Here is a 21,036-nt window from a genome sequence, read left to right on the forward strand (position 1 = left end):
CCATATTTCAATTGCGGTTTCAGTGGGTACACCAAAGTTGGCAGCCCGCAACAAGGGCATTGAGGTTATATAAGAAAGCAACCATCAATCCTCAAATGCAGCTCTGTTCTTAAAAACTACCCCAAACTCCCCATTGCCTTCTCAATCCTCGCAATTACCTCATTTTTACCTAGCATTTGAAGCATAAGCATAAGGTCCGGGCCATTGCCTACGCCAGTAACGGCTAGTCTTAAAGCTTGCATTACTTTACCGGGCTTGATTTCCTTTTCTGGCAGTCCTTCCCAGATAGCCGAATGAATATTTTCAGTTGTAAAATCCTCGATTGGATTCAATAATTCTATAATGATTGGCATGGCTTGTTTAGCCAGATCATTCCATTTTTTTGCGGCAATTGCCTCATCGTATTTTTGAGGAGCATCAAATAAATAAGGTACCTCACTTACAATCTCTTTGATGAATGTCACACGATCTTTCATCAGCGTTACCAAATTGGCAGCCAATTCTTTATTGTCCACAAGAGTATTGACCTCCTCTGCCAAATCAGCGTCATCCATGGCCTTGATGTAATGTTGATTAAACCATTGTGCTTTTTGAATATCAAAACGGGCACCCGACTTATTGATCTTGGCCAGACTAAAAGCATTTTGCAGCTCTTCCATGCTGAAAATCTCCTGCTCTGTTCCCGGGTTCCATCCCAAAAGTGATAGGAAGTTTAATACCGCCTCAGGCAAATAGCCATCTTCTTTAAAACCTCTGGAAACCTCGCCTTCTGCATCTTTCCATTCCATCGGGAATACCGGAAAATCTCCTAATAAGCCATCACGTTTACTCAACTTGCCATTGCCTTCAGGCTTTAATAACAAAGGAAGGTGAGCAAACTCAGGGTGCTGCCAGCCAAAGGCTCTGTATAAAAGAATATGTAAGGGTGCTGAAGGCAACCACTCCTCACCTCTGATCACATGGGTAATGCCCATCAAATGATCATCTACGATATTGGCCAGGTGATAAGTAGGCATGCCATCGGCTTTTAGTAACACTTTATCATCAATGGTACTGCTATGTACTACCACCCAGTCTCTAATGGTATCCTTAAATCTGATTTCTTCCTTAATAGGAACTGTCAAACGAATGACATGCGGTTCACCAGCCTCTATCTTGGCAGCTACCTCCTCCTTTGAAAGCGTAAAGGAGTTTTTCATTTTCATTCTGGTTACAGAATTATAGGAAGGATTATCCACCTTGGCGGCTTCCAATTCTGCACGCATAGCAGCCAGTTCATCTGCTGTATCAAAAGCATAATAAGCTTTACCACTGTCTATCAGCTGCTGAGCATACTTTTGATAGATCTCTTTTCTTTCCGATTGTCTGTAAGGAATATGCTCTCCACCTACAGATGGGCCTTCATCAAAGCTCATGCCCAGCCATTGAAGGCTGTTAATGATGTACTCCTCTGCTCCTTCTACATAACGCGACTGATCTGTATCTTCTATTCTAAGAATAAATTCTCCTCCATGCTTCTTAGCAAAAAGGTAATTATACAGGGCTGTACGAACCCCGCCGATATGTAAAGGACCTGTAGGACTTGGTGCAAAACGTACTCTTACTGACATCTAAAAATCTTCAAATTTGGGCTGCAAAAGTAGCAAAATTTCAGGACTGATCTTTTCTGTCGGTCAAAGAATCCCCTTTTTCTCTATATTGATGAGAAACCTATGTAACAGCAAAGTCATAAACCTATTTCATGAAAAAACTCATTTTACTTTTACCCCTCCTTTTTGTTTTACAAAGCACAGTTTCATTTACCAAAACCGAGAGTCCGAACATCATCCTGATTTTTATGGATGACCTTGGCTATGGAGACCTCAGCTGTTATGGTGCCAGTACTTACCGTACAGAGAATATTGATCGTCTGGCCTCTGAGGGTATTCGATTTACCAGTTTTCTGGCTGCTCAGGCCGTTTGCAGTGCCTCCAGGGCAGCACTTTTGACAGGTAGCTACCCAAATAGAATGAATATTCACGGGGCATATTTCCCGGGAGACCATGTAGGGCTTCACCCGAATGAAACCACCATTGCAGAGCTATTAAAGAAAAAAGGCTATGCCACTGCTATTTATGGCAAATGGCATCTGGGAGATGATAAGGAGTTCCTGCCTTTACAGCAAGGTTTTGATGAGTATTATGGCATACCCTATTCTAATGATATGTGGCCTGTAGGTTATGATGGCCAACCCTCCAGTGCTAGCTGGAAAGCACGTATTCCTAAGCTGCCTTTGGTCGTAAATAATGAAATTGCGGAGTATGTGGAAACGCTGGAAGATCAGTCACAGCTGACCACCATGTATACAGAGAAAGCCGTTTCTTTCATTGAGCAAAACAAAGACAATCCATTCTTCCTGTACCTGCCTCACTCCATGCCGCATGTACCTATAGGCGTTTCTGAGAAATTCAAAGGCAAAAGTGGCCAGGGTATGTACGCCGATCTGATGTTGGAAATCGACTGGTCAGTAGGGCAGATCATGGAGACTTTAGAGAAAAATGGTCTTGATGATAACACCATGATCATCTTTACCAGCGATAATGGCCCATGGCTGAATTACGGAAATCATGCCGGATCAAGCGGTGGATTCAGAGAAGGCAAAGGTGTTTCTTACGAAGGTGGACACAGAGTACCGGGCATAGTCAGATGGAAAGGGCATGTGCCAGCCGGCCTGGTCTGTAATCAATTGACCTCTACTATCGATATTTTACCTACAATTGCTCAAATCTGCGGAACTGGTTTACCGGAGTATCAAATCGATGGGGTGAGCTTAAAGCCGATTCTGGATGGAGATATGTCTGCCAAGCCTCGTGAGTTTTTCGCCTATTACTATCGCAGAAATAATCTGGAAGCTGTACGCAAAGATCACTGGAAGCTCGTTTTACCACATTTCGGCAGAACATACAAAGGATTTTTGCCGGGCAATGATGGTTACCCGGGCCCAAACACTGAAAATCATGAAGAACCCATGGCTCTGTATGATTTACGCAGAGATCCCGGAGAGGAATATGACGTGCAGCGACTGTACCCCGAAATTGTGAAAGAACTGCAAGCTTATGCCCAAACCGTAAGAGAAGACATAGGTGACGACCTCACCGGTGTGGAAGGAGCCAACAGAAGACCCAGGGGTGAGCTGAAATAATGTAAGAGGAGAGGGTTTTGGTGATGAGTCAGGAGTTTTCCTGCTGAACCTTGACCCTCTTCCGTCTAAAATCCCTAGACTTGCATAAATTTTTCGACAAAACACATTCATGACAAAAGTATTGATCACAGGTGGAGCCGGTTTTGTAGGTTCTTCACTGGCATTAGAACTCAAAAAGAACTACCCCAACTATCATATCATCTGTTTAGATAACCTGAAAAGAAAAGGCTCTGAACTGAATGTAGCTCGCCTAACTAAGAGTGAAATAGAATTTGTACATGGAGACATCAGAAATAAAGAAGATTTTGATGCTTTACCTGATGTAGATTTTGTCATTGAAGCTTCTGCCGAGCCATCGGTCCTGGCCGGCCTTAACGGTGGTACACCAGATTACTTAATGAATACCAATCTTTTCGGTACCGTTAACTGTCTGAATTACGCCGTAAGATCCAATGCCGCCTTTATTTTCTTATCTACCAGTAGAATTTACCCGATCAAGAGTATTGAGACACTGAATTTTGAAGAGCAAGACACCCGCTTTGGTCTTTCTGATGAGCAGAAATTGCCGGGCGTTTCTTCTAAAGGGATTGCAGAGAATTTTCCTCTGGATGGAGCCAGATCTTTATATGGTACTACCAAACTGGCTTCTGAGTTAATCATTCAGGAATATAATGAGTTTTATAACCTCAAGACGCTCGTCAATAGATGCGGCGTATTGACCGGCCCATGGCAAATGGGTAAGGTAGACCAGGGCGTCATGGTGCTGTGGATTGCGAAACATTACTTTGAGAAGCAATTAGCCTACATAGGTTACGAAGGAAGCGGAAAGCAGACTCGTGATATGCTACATGTTAAAGACCTCTATAAACTGATTGATTGGCAAATGCACCATATAGATGAAGTCAATGGTGAAACGTTCAATGTAGGTGGTGGTACTGAAGTGAGCACTTCTCTACAGGAGTTAACAAAAATCTGTCAGGAAGTTACAGGCAAAACCATACCGATCAACAAGGTTCTAGAAAACAGACCTGCTGATATCAAATTGTACGTTACAGATAATACCAAGGTAACGGAGAGAACAGGCTGGAAACCTGAAACTAACATTAAACAAATCGTGGAAGAGATCACTCAATGGCTGAGTGAGAATGAGGAAGATCTAAAACCTATCTTAAGCTAAGAAAATGACATCCTGAGGGCAATGAAAATTGCCCCTCAGGCAACGCTATTTCGTGAATAACCAAGATTATTTGTTCCAATAAGATTTAGCGGCATAAGAAGGTTTTGGTTTGTCTTTTTTACCGCCCAAAGACGCAACGACAACCCCAACAGCTACTGCAGCTAATCCGAATAAAACGCCCTTTTTCATATCCGTTTTTCTTTTAAGTGTTTTTTTGTACTTCTTTACGTGTGTGATGACACCTAAATTAACCAATATGAGTGCCGTTTTGTTGTCGCCAATCTTAAAAAAATCTTAAAATATGATTTAACGGTAAAATATTTATCATCCGGTCATATTCAGGAGCATTTTAAGAGTTAACCACTTCAACTGTAATAATTTATGAGCGAAGCACCAATCGAACTGAAAATAAGCACTTTAAGTTTTTTTTAAGTTGACAAAGACAAAAAACATCAACGGGACAGTTTGGAGATCTACCGGTTCATGGTACGAGGTCAAAGATGAGTTTGGCCGCGATTACGACTGCAGATTAAAAGGAAAATTTAAGATCAAAGGGCTGAAGGTGACTAACCCGCTGGCAGTGGGTGACTATGTGGTTTTTGATGAAGAAAACGCTGATGAGAAAACGGGGATTATCACAGAAATAAAACCTCGTGAAAACTACATTATCAGAAAGTCTGTGCATAAAACAGGTCATGGGCATTTACTCGCCTGTAATATTGACCAGGCCATCATGGTAGTAACTTTGGTAATGCCCAGAACATCTCTGGGTTTTATAGATCGCTTTTTAGTGAGTTCTGAATCCTTTAGAATTCCTGCTGTTCTACTCTTCAATAAACGAGACCTTCTGGATGAAGAGGCCATGGAATACCAGGAAGAGATTATGGCTCTGTATGAAAAGCTTGGTTACCCCTGCTACAGCATTTCTGCTCTGCATGAAACTAACCTGGAGTCTGTCCATCAACTTATTGAAAACAAAACCAGTTTAATTTCCGGCCATTCGGGTGTCGGCAAATCACAATTGATCAGTACGCTGATTCCTGATCTGGAACTCGCGACTTCAGAAGTTTCAACCTTTGCAAATAAGGGGGTTCACACCACTACCTTCGCCGAAATGTTTGAGGCCAAACCAAACTCCTACATTATAGACAGCCCTGGTATTAAAGAATTAGGTCTGATAGATATGGAGAACGAGGAGATTGCCCATTATTTTCCGGAGATGCGAGAATTACTGGGTGAATGTAAATTTCATAACTGTCTTCATGTCAATGAACCTAAATGTGCTGTCAAAGACGCCGTGATCAACGGAGAAATAGCCGAAAGCCGCTTTAATAGCTATTTAAGTATGCTTGAAAACATCGATAACCGCCGGTAATTAAATAAATTGTTAAGAGCTTACTTCTTATTCAAAATGCATCTATCTTTGCACTGTTTAAGGAAATGAAAAACGTAAAGCTTCCCATATCGCCGACTCGACGAATGAGGTCCGCAAGGACCCAATAAGAATTTTGCCTACACGGTAACTTTCTACCCGCCCCATAATCGGTATTACTTTACAATTTAACAATCGAAGGATACAGCGTCTCCTGACCAGAGGTTCAGCCCTCACAAACGACGATGAGCTCAATCAAAAAGACATTTTTCAAAGATTACATTATTCAGGTAGCAGGTGCTGAGCATGAAGCTTATGCCACCACTATCACTGATGAAATGGCATCTAGTGCCAAGGCCCGCGGGACGGGTATCGCACAGCGTACACCTGAATATATCATATCGAAAATTCAGGAAGGAAAAGCGATAATTGCCACCAACACAAAGGGTGACTGGATAGGCTTCTGCTATATAGAAACTTGGGAGCATGGCCGTTTTGTGGCTAACTCAGGGCTGATTGTTCACCCAGACCACCGTAAAAGTGGTGTAGCCACGGCTATTAAAGGGAAAGCATTCAGACTTTCAAGAGAAAAATATCCGAATGCCAATATCATAGGCCTTACTACCAGTATGGCTGTAATGAAAATTAACTCTGAACTGGGTTATGAACCCGTACCGTTCAGCGAGCTCCCTAAAGATGACGTTTTCTGGAAAGGCTGCCAGACCTGTGTCAATTACGATATCCTGACCAGAACCAACCGTGCCCACTGTCTATGCACTGGTATGAAATACCATGCAAAGAAAGAAGACAGAGTAGAACGCAAAGACCCGAAATGGGATTTTGTGAGAGAATCTGCCTTGTATGAAAAGTGGATAAGCATGAAGCAAAAAATTCTGATCAGAAGAGAAAAGGCTAAAAACGAATCCTGATTTTTCAATCTCCGTTTTCTGCTCTACTTTTAATGAAGTAGAAAACTCCTGATGCCTCAGAAAAGCTCTAAAGACTACGTTTTGTTACACAGCATGGTGATTGTGCTGGGTTTCACAGCTGTTCTGGGTAAGCTGATCAGCACCCCGGCTCTTGAAGTGGTGATTTACCGTACCTTCCTGACGGCTATGGTATTCTTTGCTATCCTCTTATTCAAAAGAAAGAGTTTCAGACCTGGAAATTCACTTCCCATTATAAGCGTTGGAGCCATTTTGGGTTTACATTGGATCTGTTTTTTTGGTTCGGCAAAAATGTCAACGGTTTCCATTAGCCTGGCTACATTTTCTACTACAGCCTTCTTCACAAGTATTCTGGAGCCCCTGAGTCAGAGAAGAAAAATAGAAATCTTTGATATACTCCTTGGTCTGGTGGTGATCATAGGCATCAGCATCATTTTCTCAGCAGTACCGCAGCACTTTTGGGCTGTAACTGTAGGGATACTTGCAGGCTTCCTAGCCTCCGTTTACTCGGTGGCCAATGCACACCTGATTAAGAAATACGATAGCATCAGTTTAAACACCCTTGAGCTCAGCGGAGCCTTTTTAATCTGTCTCGTTCTATTTCCTTTTTTTCAGTCTTTTGACCAATGGAAAGCTCCTAGGATGCAAGATCTGGTACTTCTGCTTATTCTCGCGGTAGTGTGTACAGTGATCCCTTATATTGTCAACCTCAATCTTCTGAAGAAGTTTACAGCTTTTGAGATGAATCTGGCCGTAAACATGGAACCTGTTTATGGTATACTCATCGGCTGGTTAGTGTTTAAAGAAGAAGAGGCCTTGAATGCCTCATTTTATATCGGAGCTTCTTTAGTGCTGCTCACTTTATTGGCCTACGCCAATAAAAAAGCCCTGACCAAATGGACAGGGCTCTGAATGTTTTGAAGTCTGAGACTTACTTCATTCCGTAACGTCTCTTGAACTTATCAACACGTCCTGCAGTATCTACTACCATGTTCTTACCAGTGTAGAAAGGGTGAGACTTAGAACTAACCTCCACCTTACATACAGGATATTCTTTACCATCTTCCCAAGTGATGGTCTCTTTAGTCTCTACACAAGAGCGAGTGATAAATTTGTCATCTGAAGATAAATCCCAGAAAACTACTTCTCTATAATTTGGATGAATGTCTTTTTGCATTGCTAGTATATCTTATAATTCCTTGTTTCTTCCTAAAACGGGCTGCAAAGATAAATAGATTTTTGATTCTTCAAAAGTCATCTTCAAGAATAATTACAACCCAAACCATCTGACTTTCAGCTTTTAGGGCTAAAAATCAAAACAACTCATCAAAGGCCTTAATTAAGCTATCAATTTGCTCAGGTGTATTGGCTATAAAATTAGCAATTCTTATCTGTGTCTCTTTGTTTGGCCCATACCCTGCTCCTATGATCAGATTGCGTTCTTTCAATGCCGAAATAACCTCAGAAGACGGTCTTTCGGTATTGATCACAGCCACGGTTCTACTTCGGTGCTCTTCTTTCTCTACTCCTATAGAAAAGCCCTCTTTGCCGGCAAAGTACTTATAAAGCTTATTGGCCTTGGCATCTGTTTCTTTTCTGAGGTTTTCTATACCTCTGTTATTCATATCCTCAGCCACTTTCCCCAGAAGATAAATGCCCATCACATTAGGTGTAGAAGGCGTTTGATAATTTCTGCTTTGTTTCCAAAGCTCCGGCAGGCGATGATGCCCCCCTATGGAACTTTTGGTAGAGATCTCTTCTGATTTAGCCAAACAGGCTTCATTGGCAATCCAAACACCTAAACCAGCTGGTAAACCAAATGACTTCTGAACAGAAAAGAAAGCTGTATCAACCAAGCTAAAATCAATTTCCGGAACAGGGGCAGAAGAAACCATATCTACGGCCACCAGTTTTGAGCTGTTTCCTCTTTTCAGTTTATTGATATCCGGCTCACGGGTTTGTACACCAGTACTGGTTTCATTTTGTGTCGTGGCAATAAGCTCCGCAAACTCAGGCACTTCTATTTCGGCATAGCTGAAGCCCTCACCCATAGGCTTTTCCATCTTATGAGCATGACGTCCTAAAGAAGCCGCATAGCTGTAAAACTTCTTAGAAAACGAGCCATTCACCAGGTGAAAGGTTTCAAGTTCTGTACAGTTCAGTATAATTCTTTCCCAGATTTCTGAAGCCGTACCTGTAAACATAATTGCGTTTTCGGCCGGGATATTCATGAGCTCACGCAATTGCTCATCGGTATGCTGGTAAATATCTTTAAACTGCTGACTTCTGTGCGAAATAGACCCCAACTGCAGATCAACGAATTCTTGCAGAAACTCCTCAAAACGAGGATATAACTCAGCGGGACCCGCCGTAAAAAATGTTTTACTTCTAGACATCAAAAACTGTTATTGAAAATGAGGTGCAAAATTAGCTGAAATCATGATATTCTAAATCAAAGGGATCAATAGTTTTGTGGGTGACCCATTCTCAAATCACAGAAAACATCTATTTGATCACACATTTCTTTCTGCTGCTCACTTTGACTTTCAGCATCTGGAGTCTGAGACCAACTTAGAGCATCAAACAAAACATAAACATCATGAAAAAAATCGTTTACGCGTTTATCGCACTCTTCACTGCTTTCACTTCTCTTGGTCAACAATCAAACACCTTTCTTTATAAAATAGAAGGTAATGGCCTGGAGAAACCTTCATACCTTTTTGGCACAATTCACTTAATGTGCCAAAGCGACTTTCAGATTTCTGAAGCCTTGAAATCAGCAGGTGAGCAGACCGAACAGCTCGTACTGGAGTTGGATATGGATGACCCTCAAATGATGATGAAAATGCAGCAAAATATGATGATGACAGGCGGTGAAACACTTGACAATTTCATCTCTGAGGAGGATTACCAGACCGTGGCAGATTATTTCAAAACGAATGTGGGCATTCCGCTAGATGCAGTAAAACAGGTAAAACCATTTATGACTATGTCTATGCTGTACCCAAGTCTTTTGGGTTGCCCTCTCAAAACCTATGAACAAGAACTTACTGTGCTGGCTCAGGGCGAAAGCAAAGAAGTCATCGGCCTGGAAACCGTGGCAGAACAATTAGGCTTTATAGATGCTATCTCATTAGAAGAACAAGCTGAAATTTTGGTAAAATCGGTCAAAGAAATTGATGACGCTAAGGCTGAATTTGACAGAATGATAAAGAGTTATCTCTCTGAAGACCTAGAAGAACTGGAAACCATCATGGAGGAAAGTAAATTCAGCTTTGAGAATCTGGAGGAAAAGCTTTTGACCAACAGAAACCAAAACTGGGTGGCGGCTATACCCAAAATTATTGCGGAGCAAAGCAGCCTTATTGCCGTAGGAGCCGGACATCTTTTGGGAGAAAAAGGGCTTTTAAAACTACTCAAGGCAGAGGGTTATGAAATCACTCCTGTGCATTAATTTTTGAGAAAAAGACTGAAGGTGTAATCAATGTAAACCCTACATTTGCACCTTCATTTTTTATTCAAAAGAGTCTATACATTATGCATACGAACTGGTATCAGGTCAAAATCAAGTATCAACAGGTCATTGAAGACGATAAAGTCAAAAACATCACCGAGGCATTTCTTTTTGACGCCGTTTCTTACACAGACGCTGAGACCAGAGGCTATGATTACCTGGCTGGTGGCAAACCGCAGTTTGAACTAACCGCCATCACTAAAATGAAGTTGGCTGAAGTTTTTATTCAGGATAACGACGCTGAAGTGTGGTTTAAGTGTCGAGTGCAATACATTATCTTTGATGAAAAAACCAAGCAGGAAAAGAAAACAGCCGTAGTGATGCTGATCAATGCCAATAGCGTTAAAGAGGCCTACGAGGCTCTGGAACAGCGACTTGGAACTGTAGAAGACTATATCATCTCTGATATAAACGCCACCAAAATACTGGAGGTGATACCTTATGAGCAGATGGATCAGAAGCGTGTGGAGCAGGGGAATTTCAGACCGCTGGCTGAAGTAGAAGCTGAAGCTGCACAAATGGCCCAGGCAGAACCGGCAGCTCCAGCACCGGCAGCAGATGAAAATGAAACCTCCACAGAGGAATAAATTAAAGAATCATAGAAGAAATAAAGGCTCAGCCCTTATTTTTGCAACTCAAATTTAAAACTCCAAAAAATCAAGTCTCCATGTCTACGATAACTCGTGATAATCAAGTATTTGACCTCATCAAAAGAGAACACAAAAGACAGCTACATGGTATTGAACTCATTGCTTCAGAAAACTTCGTTTCTGAGCAGGTAATGGAAGCTACCGGTAGTGTTTTAACCAATAAATACGCCGAGGGTTTACCAGGCAAGAGATACTACGGTGGCTGTGAAGTGGTAGATGAACTGGAGCAGCTGGCCATTGACCGTTTGAAAGAACTGTTTGGCTTGACTTGGGCCAATGTACAGCCACACTCTGGAGCACAGGCCAATACCGCTGTATTCTTAGCTTGTTTAAACCCAGGAGATAAAATTCTTGGTTTTGATCTGGCACACGGTGGTCACCTTTCGCATGGCTCTAAAGTGAATATCTCTGGTAAATATTTTGAGCCTCATTTCTACGGGGTAGAGAAAGAAACAGGGCTGATCGACTGGGATAAAGTTGAACAAAAAGCTTTGGCTGAAAAACCAAAAATGATCATTTGTGGTGCTTCGGCTTATTCAAGAGACTGGGATTACGCCAGACTTAGAAATATTGCAGATCAGGTAGGTGCCATTTTATTGGCAGATATCTCTCACCCGGCGGGTTTGATTGCCAAAGGATTATTAAATGATCCTTTTGACCATTGTCATATCGTTACCACTACCACGCACAAAACTCTAAGAGGAACACGTGGTGGAGTTATTATGATGCGTAATGACTTCGAAAATCCGTTTGGTATCACCACCATGAAAGGTAAAGTGAGAACGATGTCTTCATTATTAGACTCAGGAGTGTTCCCAGGTACACAAGGTGGACCATTAGAGCATGCTATCGCGGGTAAAGCAGTAGCATTTGGTGAAGCACTTACGGACCAATATACAGACTACGTGAAGCAGGTTCAGAAGAATGCTAGCGTTATGGCTGATGAATTTGTCAAACTTGGATACAAGGTAATCTCTAATGGTACAGATAATCATATGGCTCTGATAGACCTGAGACCGAAAGGTATCACCGGTAAATTGGCAGAAAACACGCTGGTGCAGGCCGACATTACGGTTAATAAAAATATGGTACCGTTTGATGAAGCCAAGGCAATGGTAACCAGTGGTATGCGTGTGGGTGCTGCTGCAATGACCACTCGTGGTCTTAAAGAAGATGATTTCGTAAGAATCGTATGCCTGATCGACAAGGTTTTGACCAATAACGATAATGAAGCGATCATCAGCTCTGTAAGAGGAGAAATTAATGACTGGATGAAGGATTATCCTTTATTTCAATAGAAATCAATAGAACTGACTGAAAACCTTGCCGATCTGTTTAGCGGCAAGGTTTTTCTGTTTAATTTAGATTCGCTTTAGCAGAAAGAAATGGCATTAGACCAATCAAAAGAGATCGACTACGAAGAAGAGCAAAGTGATGGCTCTGAGATGACCTTTATAGAGCATCTGGAAGAATTAAGATGGCACCTGATTAGAAGTTTGGGAGCCATATTGGTATTTATGATTGTGGCCTGGTTCTCTATGAGCTGGATTTTCAATACCATAATTCTTGGACCTTCTGAACCTGACTTCTGGACCTACAGAATGATGTGTAAGATAGGAACAGCCGTAGGCTGGGCTGGCTTGTGTGTGGAGAAGATGAACTTCTCGCTGATGAGTCGTCAGGTTTCTGGTCAGTTCATGATGCAGTTAACCGCTTCTGCCATTGGCGGACTTGTGATAGCTTTCCCGTATGTATTCTGGGAAATTTGGCGTTTTGTAAAGCCAGGTCTAAAAATCAATGAAAAGAAGGCAAGTAGGGGGTCTGTATTCTTTGTCACCCTCCTATTCTTTATGGGGATTACCTTCGGCTATTTCATTGTGGCTCCATTTGCCATCAATTTCCTCGTGAATTTCCAAATTGATCCAAGCATTGAAAACCAATTTGATATCCAGTCATACATTGGAGTACTTTCTACCTTGGTGCTAGCCTGTGGTATCACTTTTCAGATGCCAATGGCTATTTTTGTATTAACCAAGGTTGGTGTTGTCAATCCTCAATTCTTACAAACCTACAGAAGACATGCTATCGTGGTTTTATTGATTATTGCAGCCATAATTACTCCTTCCCCTGATATGATTTCTCAGGTCTTGGTGGCCATACCGCTTTACTTCCTGTATGAGGTGAGTATTGTTGTCTCAAGAAGAGAATACAAACGACAGTTGAAAGAGCAGGCAGCAGATGCCGCCAATAACTAAGACATTTCTATAAACAAATAACAAAAGCCCGCTTCATATAGTGGGCTTTTACTTTGCTTGAGCATTCAGGTTTTCTCCGTAACTTTCTTAAAACTTCAGATATGAAATCGGAGAAGCCTAAAAACGTAGAAGAGTATATCGCCTCTTTCCCAAAAGAGACGCAAGAGTTCCTTCATCAAATGCGAACTCTAATAAAGGAAAATGCTCCTGAAGCTGAAGAGAGCATTAGTTACGGTATGCCTGCTTATAAACTCAAAAAGAAACCCTTGGTTTACTTTGGAGCATACCCCAAACATATTGGCTTTTATGCTACTCCCACAGGGCATTCTGCTTTTGCAGAAGAATTTGCTTCTTACAAGACAGGCAAAGGTTCAGTACAATTTCCTCTTTCTGAACCACTACCTTCTGACCTCATTAAGAGGGTGGTCGTTTTTAGAGTAAAAGAGAATCTGGCGAAATAAAATGCTCTAAGCCTTCTTCCGCCAGAAATAGACCACTGCACTAAAAGCTATAGCCATACCTACCCATGGGAGCTGTAAGGCATGTAAGGATAAGGTTTCAATATTGGTATCTGGCTTAAGAAGACCACTTGGAATTAGCTGACCAACCTGAGCAGGCCTTAAATCAAAGACACTGATGGTCACGAAATTTGCTCCTGTGTGAATTCCCAAAGCTGCCCCTAACCTCTTGGTTTTAAAGTAAATGATACTGAAGAAAATTGTATGCAAAGCAGGAATGAGAATGATATAAGTCAATAGTTCTCCTGAAGCTTCAAAGGAATAACTTTTGAGCCCTACAAACACCACCATGATAGCGATAGCTAAGAGGTATCCATATCGATTTTTTAGCTGAACCAAAGGGTAAGCACGAGTAAATAATTCGGTTCCTAAATCTGCGATAAAAATAAAAATCAGTCCAAAAAGTAGCCCCGAAATAGAAACCTGTTCGTTCCATTCCCAGGAAAACCCAGCAGAAAGAGACTGAGCAACTGATACTATAGCCCAAAGAATAACCCCAACACCAAAACCAACAAGAAAGTCATTGGTATTGGCCTTACTAAAGGATACTCCAAGACTGGATAAAGAGAGCTTATCGCTAGAAGCAAATTTTGATGTTAACCAGAGAGCTAATGCAGCAAAAATGGTATACATCACCACTGAACCCAAATGCTGCGGCAGTGATACAGGCACAATGAAGGCTATGAACCCTTTCCTGAATAAAAGGTCACAAACCCATAGAATTAATAAGAATAAAAAAGCTTTCTGATGAGGTTTCATGGCTTACGAAGTATTATCCCTTAAGATAAAGGATTATCCCGAGTATCAACTGATACAAGCCCCTCACCAAACCAATAGACTTCTCTAATAGACAGCGTCCTGAATTTTACCAGCTGTACTATAAACTTGTAGTTCTGCGAGCTTGGCATCATACTTCGCACGGTTTCTGGAGGTCATAGCAGTCAGGTAATTTGACTGTGCTTCTCGGAAGGCAAGTGAAGTGATCTGACGAAGATTATATCGTTCCTGTGATCTAACAAAGTTCAAGCGACTAGTGATGACGTTTTGCTCCAAGGCCTTCCATACCGTTAATCTATTTTGATAGGTGGTCCAGGCATTTTCAAAATCACGTAAGATCTGCTGATATAGCAAATCATAATTCAACTCTTGATTTAACTTGGTGATCTTGGCGTTTTGCTCCTGCACTTTTCTGCGACCGCCATCAAAAACATCCCAATTGAGATTTACGCTGGTAGAAAGTCCGTTTGAATTTAATCTATCCAGGAACGAAGCTGAGTTATTCTGAATTCTATTTATCCCATATTGACCACCAAGGCTGATAGTTGGTAGTCTGCTCGTTGTGGTCAGCTTTTGATCAATTTCGCTCAATCTGATATCTGAAGCCGCCATTAATAATTGTACGTTAGCTCCTTTGAGGCCTGTAATAAACTGCTCTCGGCTCATTAATGGAGAAAACACCACATTGGTATCCACCTCATAATTTTGGAGCACATCTGTATTCAGAATAAAATTGAGATTGTGACGGGCATTACTGACCAACTGCTGCTGGTTCAGTACCGCAATACTGTCCGTATTCACATCTACTTCAGCATTTGAGATATCTAGTAAAGTACCAACACCGTAATCGTAGGACACTTTTGCACGCTCCAGTCTTTCTTTTGAAATGGCCAATAGCTCTTTCAAACTTTCAGTGTCCACCTCCAAGCGAGCTATCTCATAATACGCATTGAACAGTTGAAGCAATACATTTTCCAATGCCAGTCGAGCATTCAGCTGAGAAGCCGTGTACGATTGAAGATTTCTCTCCAGGTTGTATTGACGATTAAAGCCATCGAATAATACATAATTGACTCCGACTCCGGCATTCATGCTGTTTGAACCAGCGAAATTTAGCTGAGTCTCTCTCCCATCCTGAAAAACGGCCTTTGAGTTATCCAGATTATAAGTGGCTCCGCCGGTTACACTTACTGTAGGTTTAAAGCCTAAATTATCTTTTGAGGCGTTTCCTTCAGCAATTTCAATGGCATTTTTAGATATCTTGATATTGAAATTCTCTTCCAGAGCCATCTGGATGGCGGCTTCTTTTGACAGAAATTGCTGAGCAAAACTTTGCGAAGCCACCAACAAAGTAATTGCCGTAAACGATATAATATTTTTAAGCATGTGCCTGATCATTTAATTCAATTACCGCTCTCTCTACTTCTTCTTTTGTAATATCTTTTCCTGTTCTTAGCCATTTAAAGCCAACTTTAATGGAGTTACTAGTAGAAAGAAGAATAGGTAAAAACAATAGTGTAAGAACGGTAGCAATGGCGATCCCGTAGGCGATACTGATGGCCATTGGTATTAAAAACTGTGCTTGTCTACTCTTTTCAAAAATCAAAGGAGCCAGACCCGCAATAGTGGTCAATGAAGTAAGGAAAATAGCTCTAAAACGAGAGGTGCCTGCCAAAACAAGAGCCTCGTCAAAGCCCATGCCTTCCCGAAGGTACCCATTGAATTTCCCGATCAGCACCAGCCCATCGTTCACCATAATCCCGATAAGGGCGATGATCCCTAAACCTGAAAGGAAGTTAATCGGGAAGTCGTGAATCCAGTGCCCCCATGCAATACCAATCAAACTGATCGGTATCATCATAAGCAATAACATAGGCTGGCCGTATGACCTGAATGTAAATGCTATAGTTGCGTACATCAGGAAGAGAATAATTGGTATGACCATCTCTGCCGACTTCATCAGTTTATTTGATTCTCTGTTTTGTCCTTCATATAAGGCAGAAACAGAAGGATACTTGGCCAAAATATCTGCAATGACCGTTTGACGTAGATCTTCAATAATATCAGGTGCTGAAGACTTTCTGTCTTTCAGGTCTGCGGTAACTTGAATTTCTCTTCTCCCTTCCAGATGGTTAATGGAGATTTCACCACGCTCGATGGTATAATCAGCGATCTCTTTAAATGGTACTCTACCACCGCCAGGAGTAAGTATCTTCATTTTATCCAGGTTATTGATACTTGATCTATTGGCCAGATCATACCTTACCCAAACCTTGATTTCATCCTGACCACGCTGAAAACGCTGCACTTGCAGTCCGAAAAAAGCACTACGCACCTGAGACATCACATCCTGCGTATTCAGTCCTAGTGGGAATGCACTCGGCTTCAGTTTTATTTTGATTTCTTTGATCCCTTTAGGATCATTATCTGAGATATCTTTCAGTTCAGGGTTCTTACGCATTTCTGCTTTTAACTCCTCTTTGGCCAGCTTCAGGTCGGCAATATTATTACCAAGCAATGAAACCGAAACCGGCGAACCGCCAAAGTTACCACCTGATCCAAAAGTCAGAAGCTCGGTACCATACACCTCACCTACTCTATCTCTTACTGCATTGGTAATTTCAGGAGAAGAAAAAGCTCTTAATTCACCCGGCAAGAGATTGATCACAATACTACCGTTGGCAGAGCCCGGCCCAATATTCTTGATCACGTTCTCAAATACCTGGTCGCCACTCCCTTGCTTCTCGGTATAAATATCATTGACTTCCCATGCTTTTTCCTCGATATAGTTCAGAATAGAATCGGTGATACTCACATTGGTACCTTCTTCCATTTTCAGTGTAATACTGATTCTGTCGGAGGCGATACTAGGGAAAAACGAGGTTCTGATTATCCCTCCATTTATGGCTCCTACAGTAATCATGAGAAGACCAATAAAAATTGCCGCTGTAAAAAACTTATAGTTTAGGGCAAACTTCAATGTGGGCTCATAGATTTTATCTCGTAACACGTTGATGAATTTCTCACCAATCTTATTGAACTCTCTAAGCTTGGCAAAGACCAGGGCCAAACCTGTCTTCTTTTCTTCTTTCTTCTGTTTCTCCAAAGCTTTAGAGTGTGCCAGGTGAGCTGGCAAGATGATCAATGCCTCTATCAATGAAACGGTCAAGGTCAGAATTACAATGACAGCTACCTCACTAAAAAACTCCCCTATTCTACCATCCAGAAATAAGAAAGTAGAGAAAGCTAAAAGTGTGGTAATAATAGCGGATACAATTGGTGGTATCACCTCTAAAGTACCATCTATGGCTGCTGTAACCCTGTCTTTACCTTTTTCATAATGGAAATAGATATTCTCTGCTATAACGATACCGTCATCTACCAGAATACCAATCACGATGATCATTCCGAATAGAGAAAGGACATTGATGGTGACATCAAAAAATCCTGCAAAAATGAACATCCCTAAAAAGGAGATCGGAAGGCCCATAGCCACCCAAAATGCCAAACGGGTATTGAGAAATAAGGACAAAAACAACAGTACGAGAAGCATCCCCACAGCCGCGTTTTCCGCCAATAATTGTGTCCTTTGGTTCAATCTGATAGATGAATCAGCCAGAACCTCCAACTGAACATTCTCATTATTGTCATTAAAATTATCAATATAGGCTTTGATCTGATCAGCCGATGATACTAAATCCTCATCATTGGTATTGCTCACCGAAATATTCACCGCCAAACGACCATTTACATAACTGGAATTAGGCGTCTCAGAGAAACGGTCTATCACATCAGCTACCTCACGAAGCCTGATGATTTTACCGTTTGGATTAGTCCGTACAATGATATTATCCAGCCCTTTGGCGTTATAATTTCTTCCGTTGGCTCTTATCAGATACTCTTCCTGACTGGTTTTGATATTACCACCAGTCACCAGAATGTTTTCACTAGCTACCGCCTGAGCCACTTCCTGAAAAGTGATGCCGTAAGCCAACATGTCTTTTTCACGAACAGCTATCTCAATTTCTTCATCAGGGAAACCACTCAGCTCCACCTGCGAGATGCCTTCCATGGCCCTGAGGTCATTCTCAATACCACGAGCTATCGTCTTCAGTGTTTTTAGTGGCAAATCAGCACCATTCACCGCAAAAATGATGGTCTCTCTAATATTCTCAACTTTCTCTACCACCAGTGGCTCCATGCCTGTAGGGAAAGATGGAACTCGGTCTACCGCATTTTTAACCTCCGCCAGAATGACGTTGATATCCTCACCTTTTTCAATCTCAATGGTAACAACCCCTGAGCTCTCGCTTGAAGTAGAAGTAACACGGTCTATACCTACCAGTCCTTTCAGGTTATCCTCTATCTTCAGAATCACCCCTTCTTCAATCTCCTGTGGTGAAGCACCAGGGTATATGGCAGCAATGGTGATGATTTTAGAATCTGCCAGCGGGAAAAATGAAGATTTAAGTCTGGTAAGTCCAAAGAACCCGAAGATCACAAAAGCGGCGATGACCACATTGACCGCAACAGGAAACTTGATAAAATACTCTATTATTTTTCTCATGCTTACTCCTGATTTGTGATTGAAACGATCATACCATCAAATGCTCCTGGCAATGGTTTGCTAAGCATCAATTCTCCGTTTTCTAAACCACGAATCATGGCTCTTTTATCGGTAAAGTTTACCACTTCTACAGGCTTTTTCACGAGTACGGTATCGCTATGCACCACAAAGACACTATTATCTGCTGTCAATAATGAACGGTCTATTTCTAATACGTTTGATTCTGTTTGTGCCGTAACCTCGGCCTCCAGGAACATCCCCTCTGTAAGACCTGCCCCAGAAATCTGAATGAAAGCCTGCACGGTTTGGGTAGTAGGGTCGATAATTCCGTTTACTCTTTTTACAAAACCAGTCCAACGTTTCTCGCCGGCCAGATCTGTTACGGTTACTCGCTTGCCTACTCTTAAATAATCCAGATAATCTGAGTTGATATTGGCTTCCAGCTCAAAGACAGACGGATTAATTAATGAACCAAGCTTCTGACCGGTACGCACCAATGTTCCCGGATCTACCAAGGCCTCTGTAAGAATCCCACTAAAAGGAGCCGTGATCTGATACTTTTGCAGACGCTCCTCCAGGTTTTTGATGTTATAGTAAGTAGCTACTATTTGCTTCGCATTAATGAAGTATTTCTCTTTTTCATTCAGTGCCGCAGGCAAAGGCTTGAGGTTTTGATTGATATCAAACTCATCTAAATATTTCTGCCATTGATCAAAAGACTCGGGTAAGTCAAACTTCAGATCAGGCATGATGGTTACAATACTATTATATAGATTACTTCTTTGCGATAGCAAGCTGGAATAAAACTCCTTGGAGTCCATAGCCAGTAGGAGCTCTCCTTTTTTGTAGCGTTGACCAGGCTTGAAAGGCTTTTTGCCTTGCAATAAAACCCCTTGAACCTCGGTATACAGCTCAATTCTCTCCTGAGCCTTGATAGTACCGTTGGTCTCAATCATGATGGGCAGGTCCAGATTTTCTGCAGGAGTCACAAAGACAGCATTGACAGATTTACCGTTTTGCTTTACAGGTGCTTTCTTACTGTCAGAGAGGTTTTGAAAAAGAAAAAAGGCTCCGCCCAAAATGGCTAAGCCCAGAATCACACTGATGAGTATTCTCATTTATAGCTTAATTGATGATAGAATCGAGTAAATATTCTAGTTAAACACAATACTTCAAAAGAAGGTTTGGCAAAGAAACTTCAATTGCTAGTGTGATCAAACCACTTAAAGAGGAGTGGCAGTATATTTTATACCTATCATCTAAATAAATCGACCTATTGGAGAAGTCGTACTTATTTAAAAACTATTCAATGACAGAATTCAGGAAGTCGCCTAGTGGCTTCAAAGTTTGGAAAACACCTGCCGCATAAGCCGGAAAATCTGATTTGGTCACCTCGGCGTCTTTGACCTGATGTGTGGCAAGGAAACTCTTTCTTTTCAGTAGGTCTATATATTGATGCTCGGCATCATATCCCTTTGGTGGTCTTTTGAGACTCTCCCCTTCCAGCTCTCCAAATGTTTTTTTGAAGTCCTTATTTTCGATGATATTGATGAGATTCTCACCGTTATAGTCAATTTCCTGTCTTATATTTTTGAGCCAATCACCCTGAGGCATGTAAGCACCACCTGCCAGCATACTCTCACCCGGACCAATGTGAATGTAATACCCGGAACGGGTATGAATTTCAGATTTCTTCTCTGCACTGGTGATATGAGCACCAAAATGCGTTTTGTACGGCGACTTATCTTTGGAAAACCTTACATCACGGTAGATTCTAAAGACTGTAGATTTAGCCGTATGATGTGCTACAGATGGATCAAACTTTGCCATTTCTTTGATCAATTCATCAATAAACTCATCAAAATTTGCCTTTGCTTGCTGATAAACAGGCTTATTCTCTTGAAACCAGTCTCGGTTATTATTCTTCTTTAGGTCTTTGAGAAATTTAAAAGTGCTTTGGGCAATGGCAGTCATCTGAGTATTTCTTTTGATTGAAGGTAGAGTAGCAAATATAACTTTTGGCCTACCTTTTTTTGAACCTTCAAATTAATCAAAAAAGATCTTTTCTCTTAGCTGAT

General features: G+C 41.5%; 19 protein-coding genes. 10 read left to right on the forward strand and 9 right to left on the reverse strand.

The window, feature by feature from the left end:
* Nucleotides 1–116 precede the first annotated feature (116 nt).
* Nucleotides 117–1,610 carry a glutamate--tRNA ligase gene (gene gltX / locus ACUXV0_RS08480; protein ID WP_446192652.1) on the reverse strand — a complete coding sequence of 498 codons (1,494 nt, stop codon included), beginning with the start codon at nt 1,608–1,610 and terminating at the stop codon, nt 117–119.
* A 131-nt stretch (nt 1,611–1,741) separates the two neighbouring features.
* Here gltX and ACUXV0_RS08485 point away from each other — a divergent pair, with 131 nt between their 5' ends.
* Nucleotides 1,742–3,181, forward strand: a complete 1,440-nt coding sequence (locus ACUXV0_RS08485) for a sulfatase family protein (RefSeq protein WP_446192653.1) — start codon at nt 1,742–1,744, stop codon at nt 3,179–3,181.
* Between the two features lie 109 nt (nt 3,182–3,290).
* Entirely contained in the window at nt 3,291–4,358 is a 1,068-nt protein-coding gene (locus ACUXV0_RS08490; protein WP_446192654.1) for an NAD-dependent epimerase/dehydratase family protein, read from the forward strand.
* A 66-nt stretch (nt 4,359–4,424) separates the two neighbouring features.
* Here ACUXV0_RS08490 and ACUXV0_RS08495 read toward each other — a convergent pair whose 3' ends face one another.
* A complete protein-coding gene (locus tag ACUXV0_RS08495; protein ID WP_446192655.1) occupies nt 4,425–4,613 on the reverse strand; it encodes a hypothetical protein in 189 nt (62 codons plus the stop codon).
* 178 nt (nt 4,614–4,791) lie between these two features.
* Between ACUXV0_RS08495 and rsgA the strand changes: the two genes are divergently transcribed.
* The 3 genes from rsgA (at nt 4,792) to ACUXV0_RS08510 (ending at nt 7,589) form a co-directional block, all read left to right on the forward strand.
* Nucleotides 4,792–5,733, forward strand: coding sequence for a ribosome small subunit-dependent GTPase A (rsgA, locus tag ACUXV0_RS08500; protein WP_446192656.1), 942 nt, complete (start codon nt 4,792–4,794; stop codon nt 5,731–5,733).
* 242 nt (nt 5,734–5,975) lie between these two features.
* Nucleotides 5,976–6,659: a GNAT family N-acetyltransferase gene (locus tag ACUXV0_RS08505; protein ID WP_446192657.1), complete on the forward strand. Its 684-nt coding sequence runs from the start codon at nt 5,976–5,978 to the stop codon at nt 6,657–6,659.
* A 51-nt stretch (nt 6,660–6,710) separates the two neighbouring features.
* The gene (locus ACUXV0_RS08510) at nt 6,711–7,589 is read left to right on the forward strand and encodes a DMT family transporter (RefSeq protein WP_446192658.1); all 879 of its coding nucleotides are present in this window, start codon (nt 6,711–6,713) and stop codon (nt 7,587–7,589) included.
* Nucleotides 7,590–7,608: 19 nt separating this feature from the next.
* Here the strand turns inward: ACUXV0_RS08510 and ACUXV0_RS08515 are convergent, their stop codons facing one another.
* Together ACUXV0_RS08515 and ACUXV0_RS08520 are read right to left on the reverse strand one after the other, a co-directional pair.
* Nucleotides 7,609–7,854, reverse strand: a complete 246-nt coding sequence (locus ACUXV0_RS08515; protein ID WP_446192659.1) for a type B 50S ribosomal protein L31 — start codon at nt 7,852–7,854, stop codon at nt 7,609–7,611.
* A gap of 136 nt (nt 7,855–7,990) precedes the next feature.
* Complete coding sequence (locus tag ACUXV0_RS08520) at nt 7,991–9,073, reverse strand: aminotransferase class V-fold PLP-dependent enzyme (RefSeq protein ID WP_446192660.1); 1,083 nt, start codon at nt 9,071–9,073, stop codon at nt 7,991–7,993.
* A gap of 203 nt (nt 9,074–9,276) precedes the next feature.
* Here ACUXV0_RS08520 and ACUXV0_RS08525 point away from each other — a divergent pair, with 203 nt between their 5' ends.
* The 5 genes from ACUXV0_RS08525 to ACUXV0_RS08545 all read left to right on the forward strand — a co-directional run bounded on the left by ACUXV0_RS08525 (nt 9,277) and on the right by ACUXV0_RS08545 (nt 13,557).
* Nucleotides 9,277–10,131: a TraB/GumN family protein gene (locus tag ACUXV0_RS08525; RefSeq protein ID WP_446192661.1), complete on the forward strand. Its 855-nt coding sequence runs from the start codon at nt 9,277–9,279 to the stop codon at nt 10,129–10,131.
* 83 nt (nt 10,132–10,214) lie between these two features.
* The gene (locus tag ACUXV0_RS08530; RefSeq protein WP_446192662.1) at nt 10,215–10,778 is read left to right on the forward strand and encodes a DUF4494 domain-containing protein; all 564 of its coding nucleotides are present in this window, start codon (nt 10,215–10,217) and stop codon (nt 10,776–10,778) included.
* Nucleotides 10,779–10,858: 80 nt separating this feature from the next.
* Complete coding sequence (locus ACUXV0_RS08535; RefSeq protein ID WP_446192663.1) at nt 10,859–12,139, forward strand: serine hydroxymethyltransferase; 1,281 nt, start codon at nt 10,859–10,861, stop codon at nt 12,137–12,139.
* 87 nt (nt 12,140–12,226) lie between these two features.
* Nucleotides 12,227–13,096: a twin-arginine translocase subunit TatC gene (gene tatC / locus ACUXV0_RS08540; protein WP_446192664.1), complete on the forward strand. Its 870-nt coding sequence runs from the start codon at nt 12,227–12,229 to the stop codon at nt 13,094–13,096.
* A gap of 101 nt (nt 13,097–13,197) precedes the next feature.
* Nucleotides 13,198–13,557, forward strand: coding sequence for an iron chaperone (locus ACUXV0_RS08545; protein WP_446192665.1), 360 nt, complete (start codon nt 13,198–13,200; stop codon nt 13,555–13,557).
* Nucleotides 13,558–13,563: 6 nt separating this feature from the next.
* Here ACUXV0_RS08545 and ACUXV0_RS08550 read toward each other — a convergent pair whose 3' ends face one another.
* From ACUXV0_RS08550 to ACUXV0_RS08570, 5 genes are all read right to left on the reverse strand, one after another.
* On the reverse strand, nt 13,564–14,373 hold the full coding sequence (locus ACUXV0_RS08550) for a CPBP family glutamic-type intramembrane protease (protein ID WP_446192666.1): 810 nt from the start codon (nt 14,371–14,373) through the stop codon (nt 13,564–13,566).
* 84 nt (nt 14,374–14,457) lie between these two features.
* Nucleotides 14,458–15,777 (reverse strand): TolC family protein, encoded by a 1,320-nt coding sequence (locus ACUXV0_RS08555; RefSeq protein ID WP_446192667.1) that lies wholly within the window; start codon nt 15,775–15,777, stop codon nt 14,458–14,460.
* Complete coding sequence (locus ACUXV0_RS08560) at nt 15,770–18,958, reverse strand: efflux RND transporter permease subunit (RefSeq protein WP_446192668.1); 3,189 nt, start codon at nt 18,956–18,958, stop codon at nt 15,770–15,772. The genes ACUXV0_RS08555 and ACUXV0_RS08560 overlap by 8 nt, the downstream gene beginning before the upstream one ends.
* 2 nt (nt 18,959–18,960) lie before the next feature.
* Nucleotides 18,961–20,076 carry an efflux RND transporter periplasmic adaptor subunit gene (locus ACUXV0_RS08565; protein ID WP_446192669.1) on the reverse strand — a complete coding sequence of 372 codons (1,116 nt, stop codon included), beginning with the start codon at nt 20,074–20,076 and terminating at the stop codon, nt 18,961–18,963.
* A 184-nt stretch (nt 20,077–20,260) separates the two neighbouring features.
* Complete coding sequence (locus tag ACUXV0_RS08570; RefSeq protein ID WP_446192670.1) at nt 20,261–20,932, reverse strand: DUF2461 domain-containing protein; 672 nt, start codon at nt 20,930–20,932, stop codon at nt 20,261–20,263.
* Between the last annotated feature and the right edge of the window lie 104 nt (nt 20,933–21,036).

Source organism: Jiulongibacter sp. NS-SX5 (assembly GCF_052828545.1).

Coding starts and splice junctions, on each gene's coding strand:
- gltX (WP_446192652.1), bottom strand. CDS start 1,610: ATGTCAGTAAGAGTACGTTTTGCACCAAGTCCTACAGGTCCTTTACAT.
- ACUXV0_RS08485 (WP_446192653.1), top strand. CDS start 1,742: ATGAAAAAACTCATTTTACTTTTACCCCTCCTTTTTGTTTTACAAAGC.
- ACUXV0_RS08490 (WP_446192654.1), top strand. CDS start 3,291: ATGACAAAAGTATTGATCACAGGTGGAGCCGGTTTTGTAGGTTCTTCA.
- ACUXV0_RS08505 (WP_446192657.1), top strand. CDS start 5,976: ATGAGCTCAATCAAAAAGACATTTTTCAAAGATTACATTATTCAGGTA.
- ACUXV0_RS08510 (WP_446192658.1), top strand. CDS start 6,711: ATGCCTCAGAAAAGCTCTAAAGACTACGTTTTGTTACACAGCATGGTG.
- ACUXV0_RS08515 (WP_446192659.1), bottom strand. CDS start 7,854: ATGCAAAAAGACATTCATCCAAATTATAGAGAAGTAGTTTTCTGGGAT.
- ACUXV0_RS08520 (WP_446192660.1), bottom strand. CDS start 9,073: ATGTCTAGAAGTAAAACATTTTTTACGGCGGGTCCCGCTGAGTTATAT.
- ACUXV0_RS08525 (WP_446192661.1), top strand. CDS start 9,277: ATGAAAAAAATCGTTTACGCGTTTATCGCACTCTTCACTGCTTTCACT.
- ACUXV0_RS08530 (WP_446192662.1), top strand. CDS start 10,215: ATGCATACGAACTGGTATCAGGTCAAAATCAAGTATCAACAGGTCATT.
- ACUXV0_RS08535 (WP_446192663.1), top strand. CDS start 10,859: ATGTCTACGATAACTCGTGATAATCAAGTATTTGACCTCATCAAAAGA.
- tatC (WP_446192664.1), top strand. CDS start 12,227: ATGGCATTAGACCAATCAAAAGAGATCGACTACGAAGAAGAGCAAAGT.
- ACUXV0_RS08545 (WP_446192665.1), top strand. CDS start 13,198: ATGAAATCGGAGAAGCCTAAAAACGTAGAAGAGTATATCGCCTCTTTC.
- ACUXV0_RS08550 (WP_446192666.1), bottom strand. CDS start 14,373: ATGAAACCTCATCAGAAAGCTTTTTTATTCTTATTAATTCTATGGGTT.
- ACUXV0_RS08555 (WP_446192667.1), bottom strand. CDS start 15,777: ATGCTTAAAAATATTATATCGTTTACGGCAATTACTTTGTTGGTGGCT.
- ACUXV0_RS08560 (WP_446192668.1), bottom strand. CDS start 18,958: ATGAGAAAAATAATAGAGTATTTTATCAAGTTTCCTGTTGCGGTCAAT.
- ACUXV0_RS08565 (WP_446192669.1), bottom strand. CDS start 20,076: ATGAGAATACTCATCAGTGTGATTCTGGGCTTAGCCATTTTGGGCGGA.
- ACUXV0_RS08570 (WP_446192670.1), bottom strand. CDS start 20,932: ATGACTGCCATTGCCCAAAGCACTTTTAAATTTCTCAAAGACCTAAAG.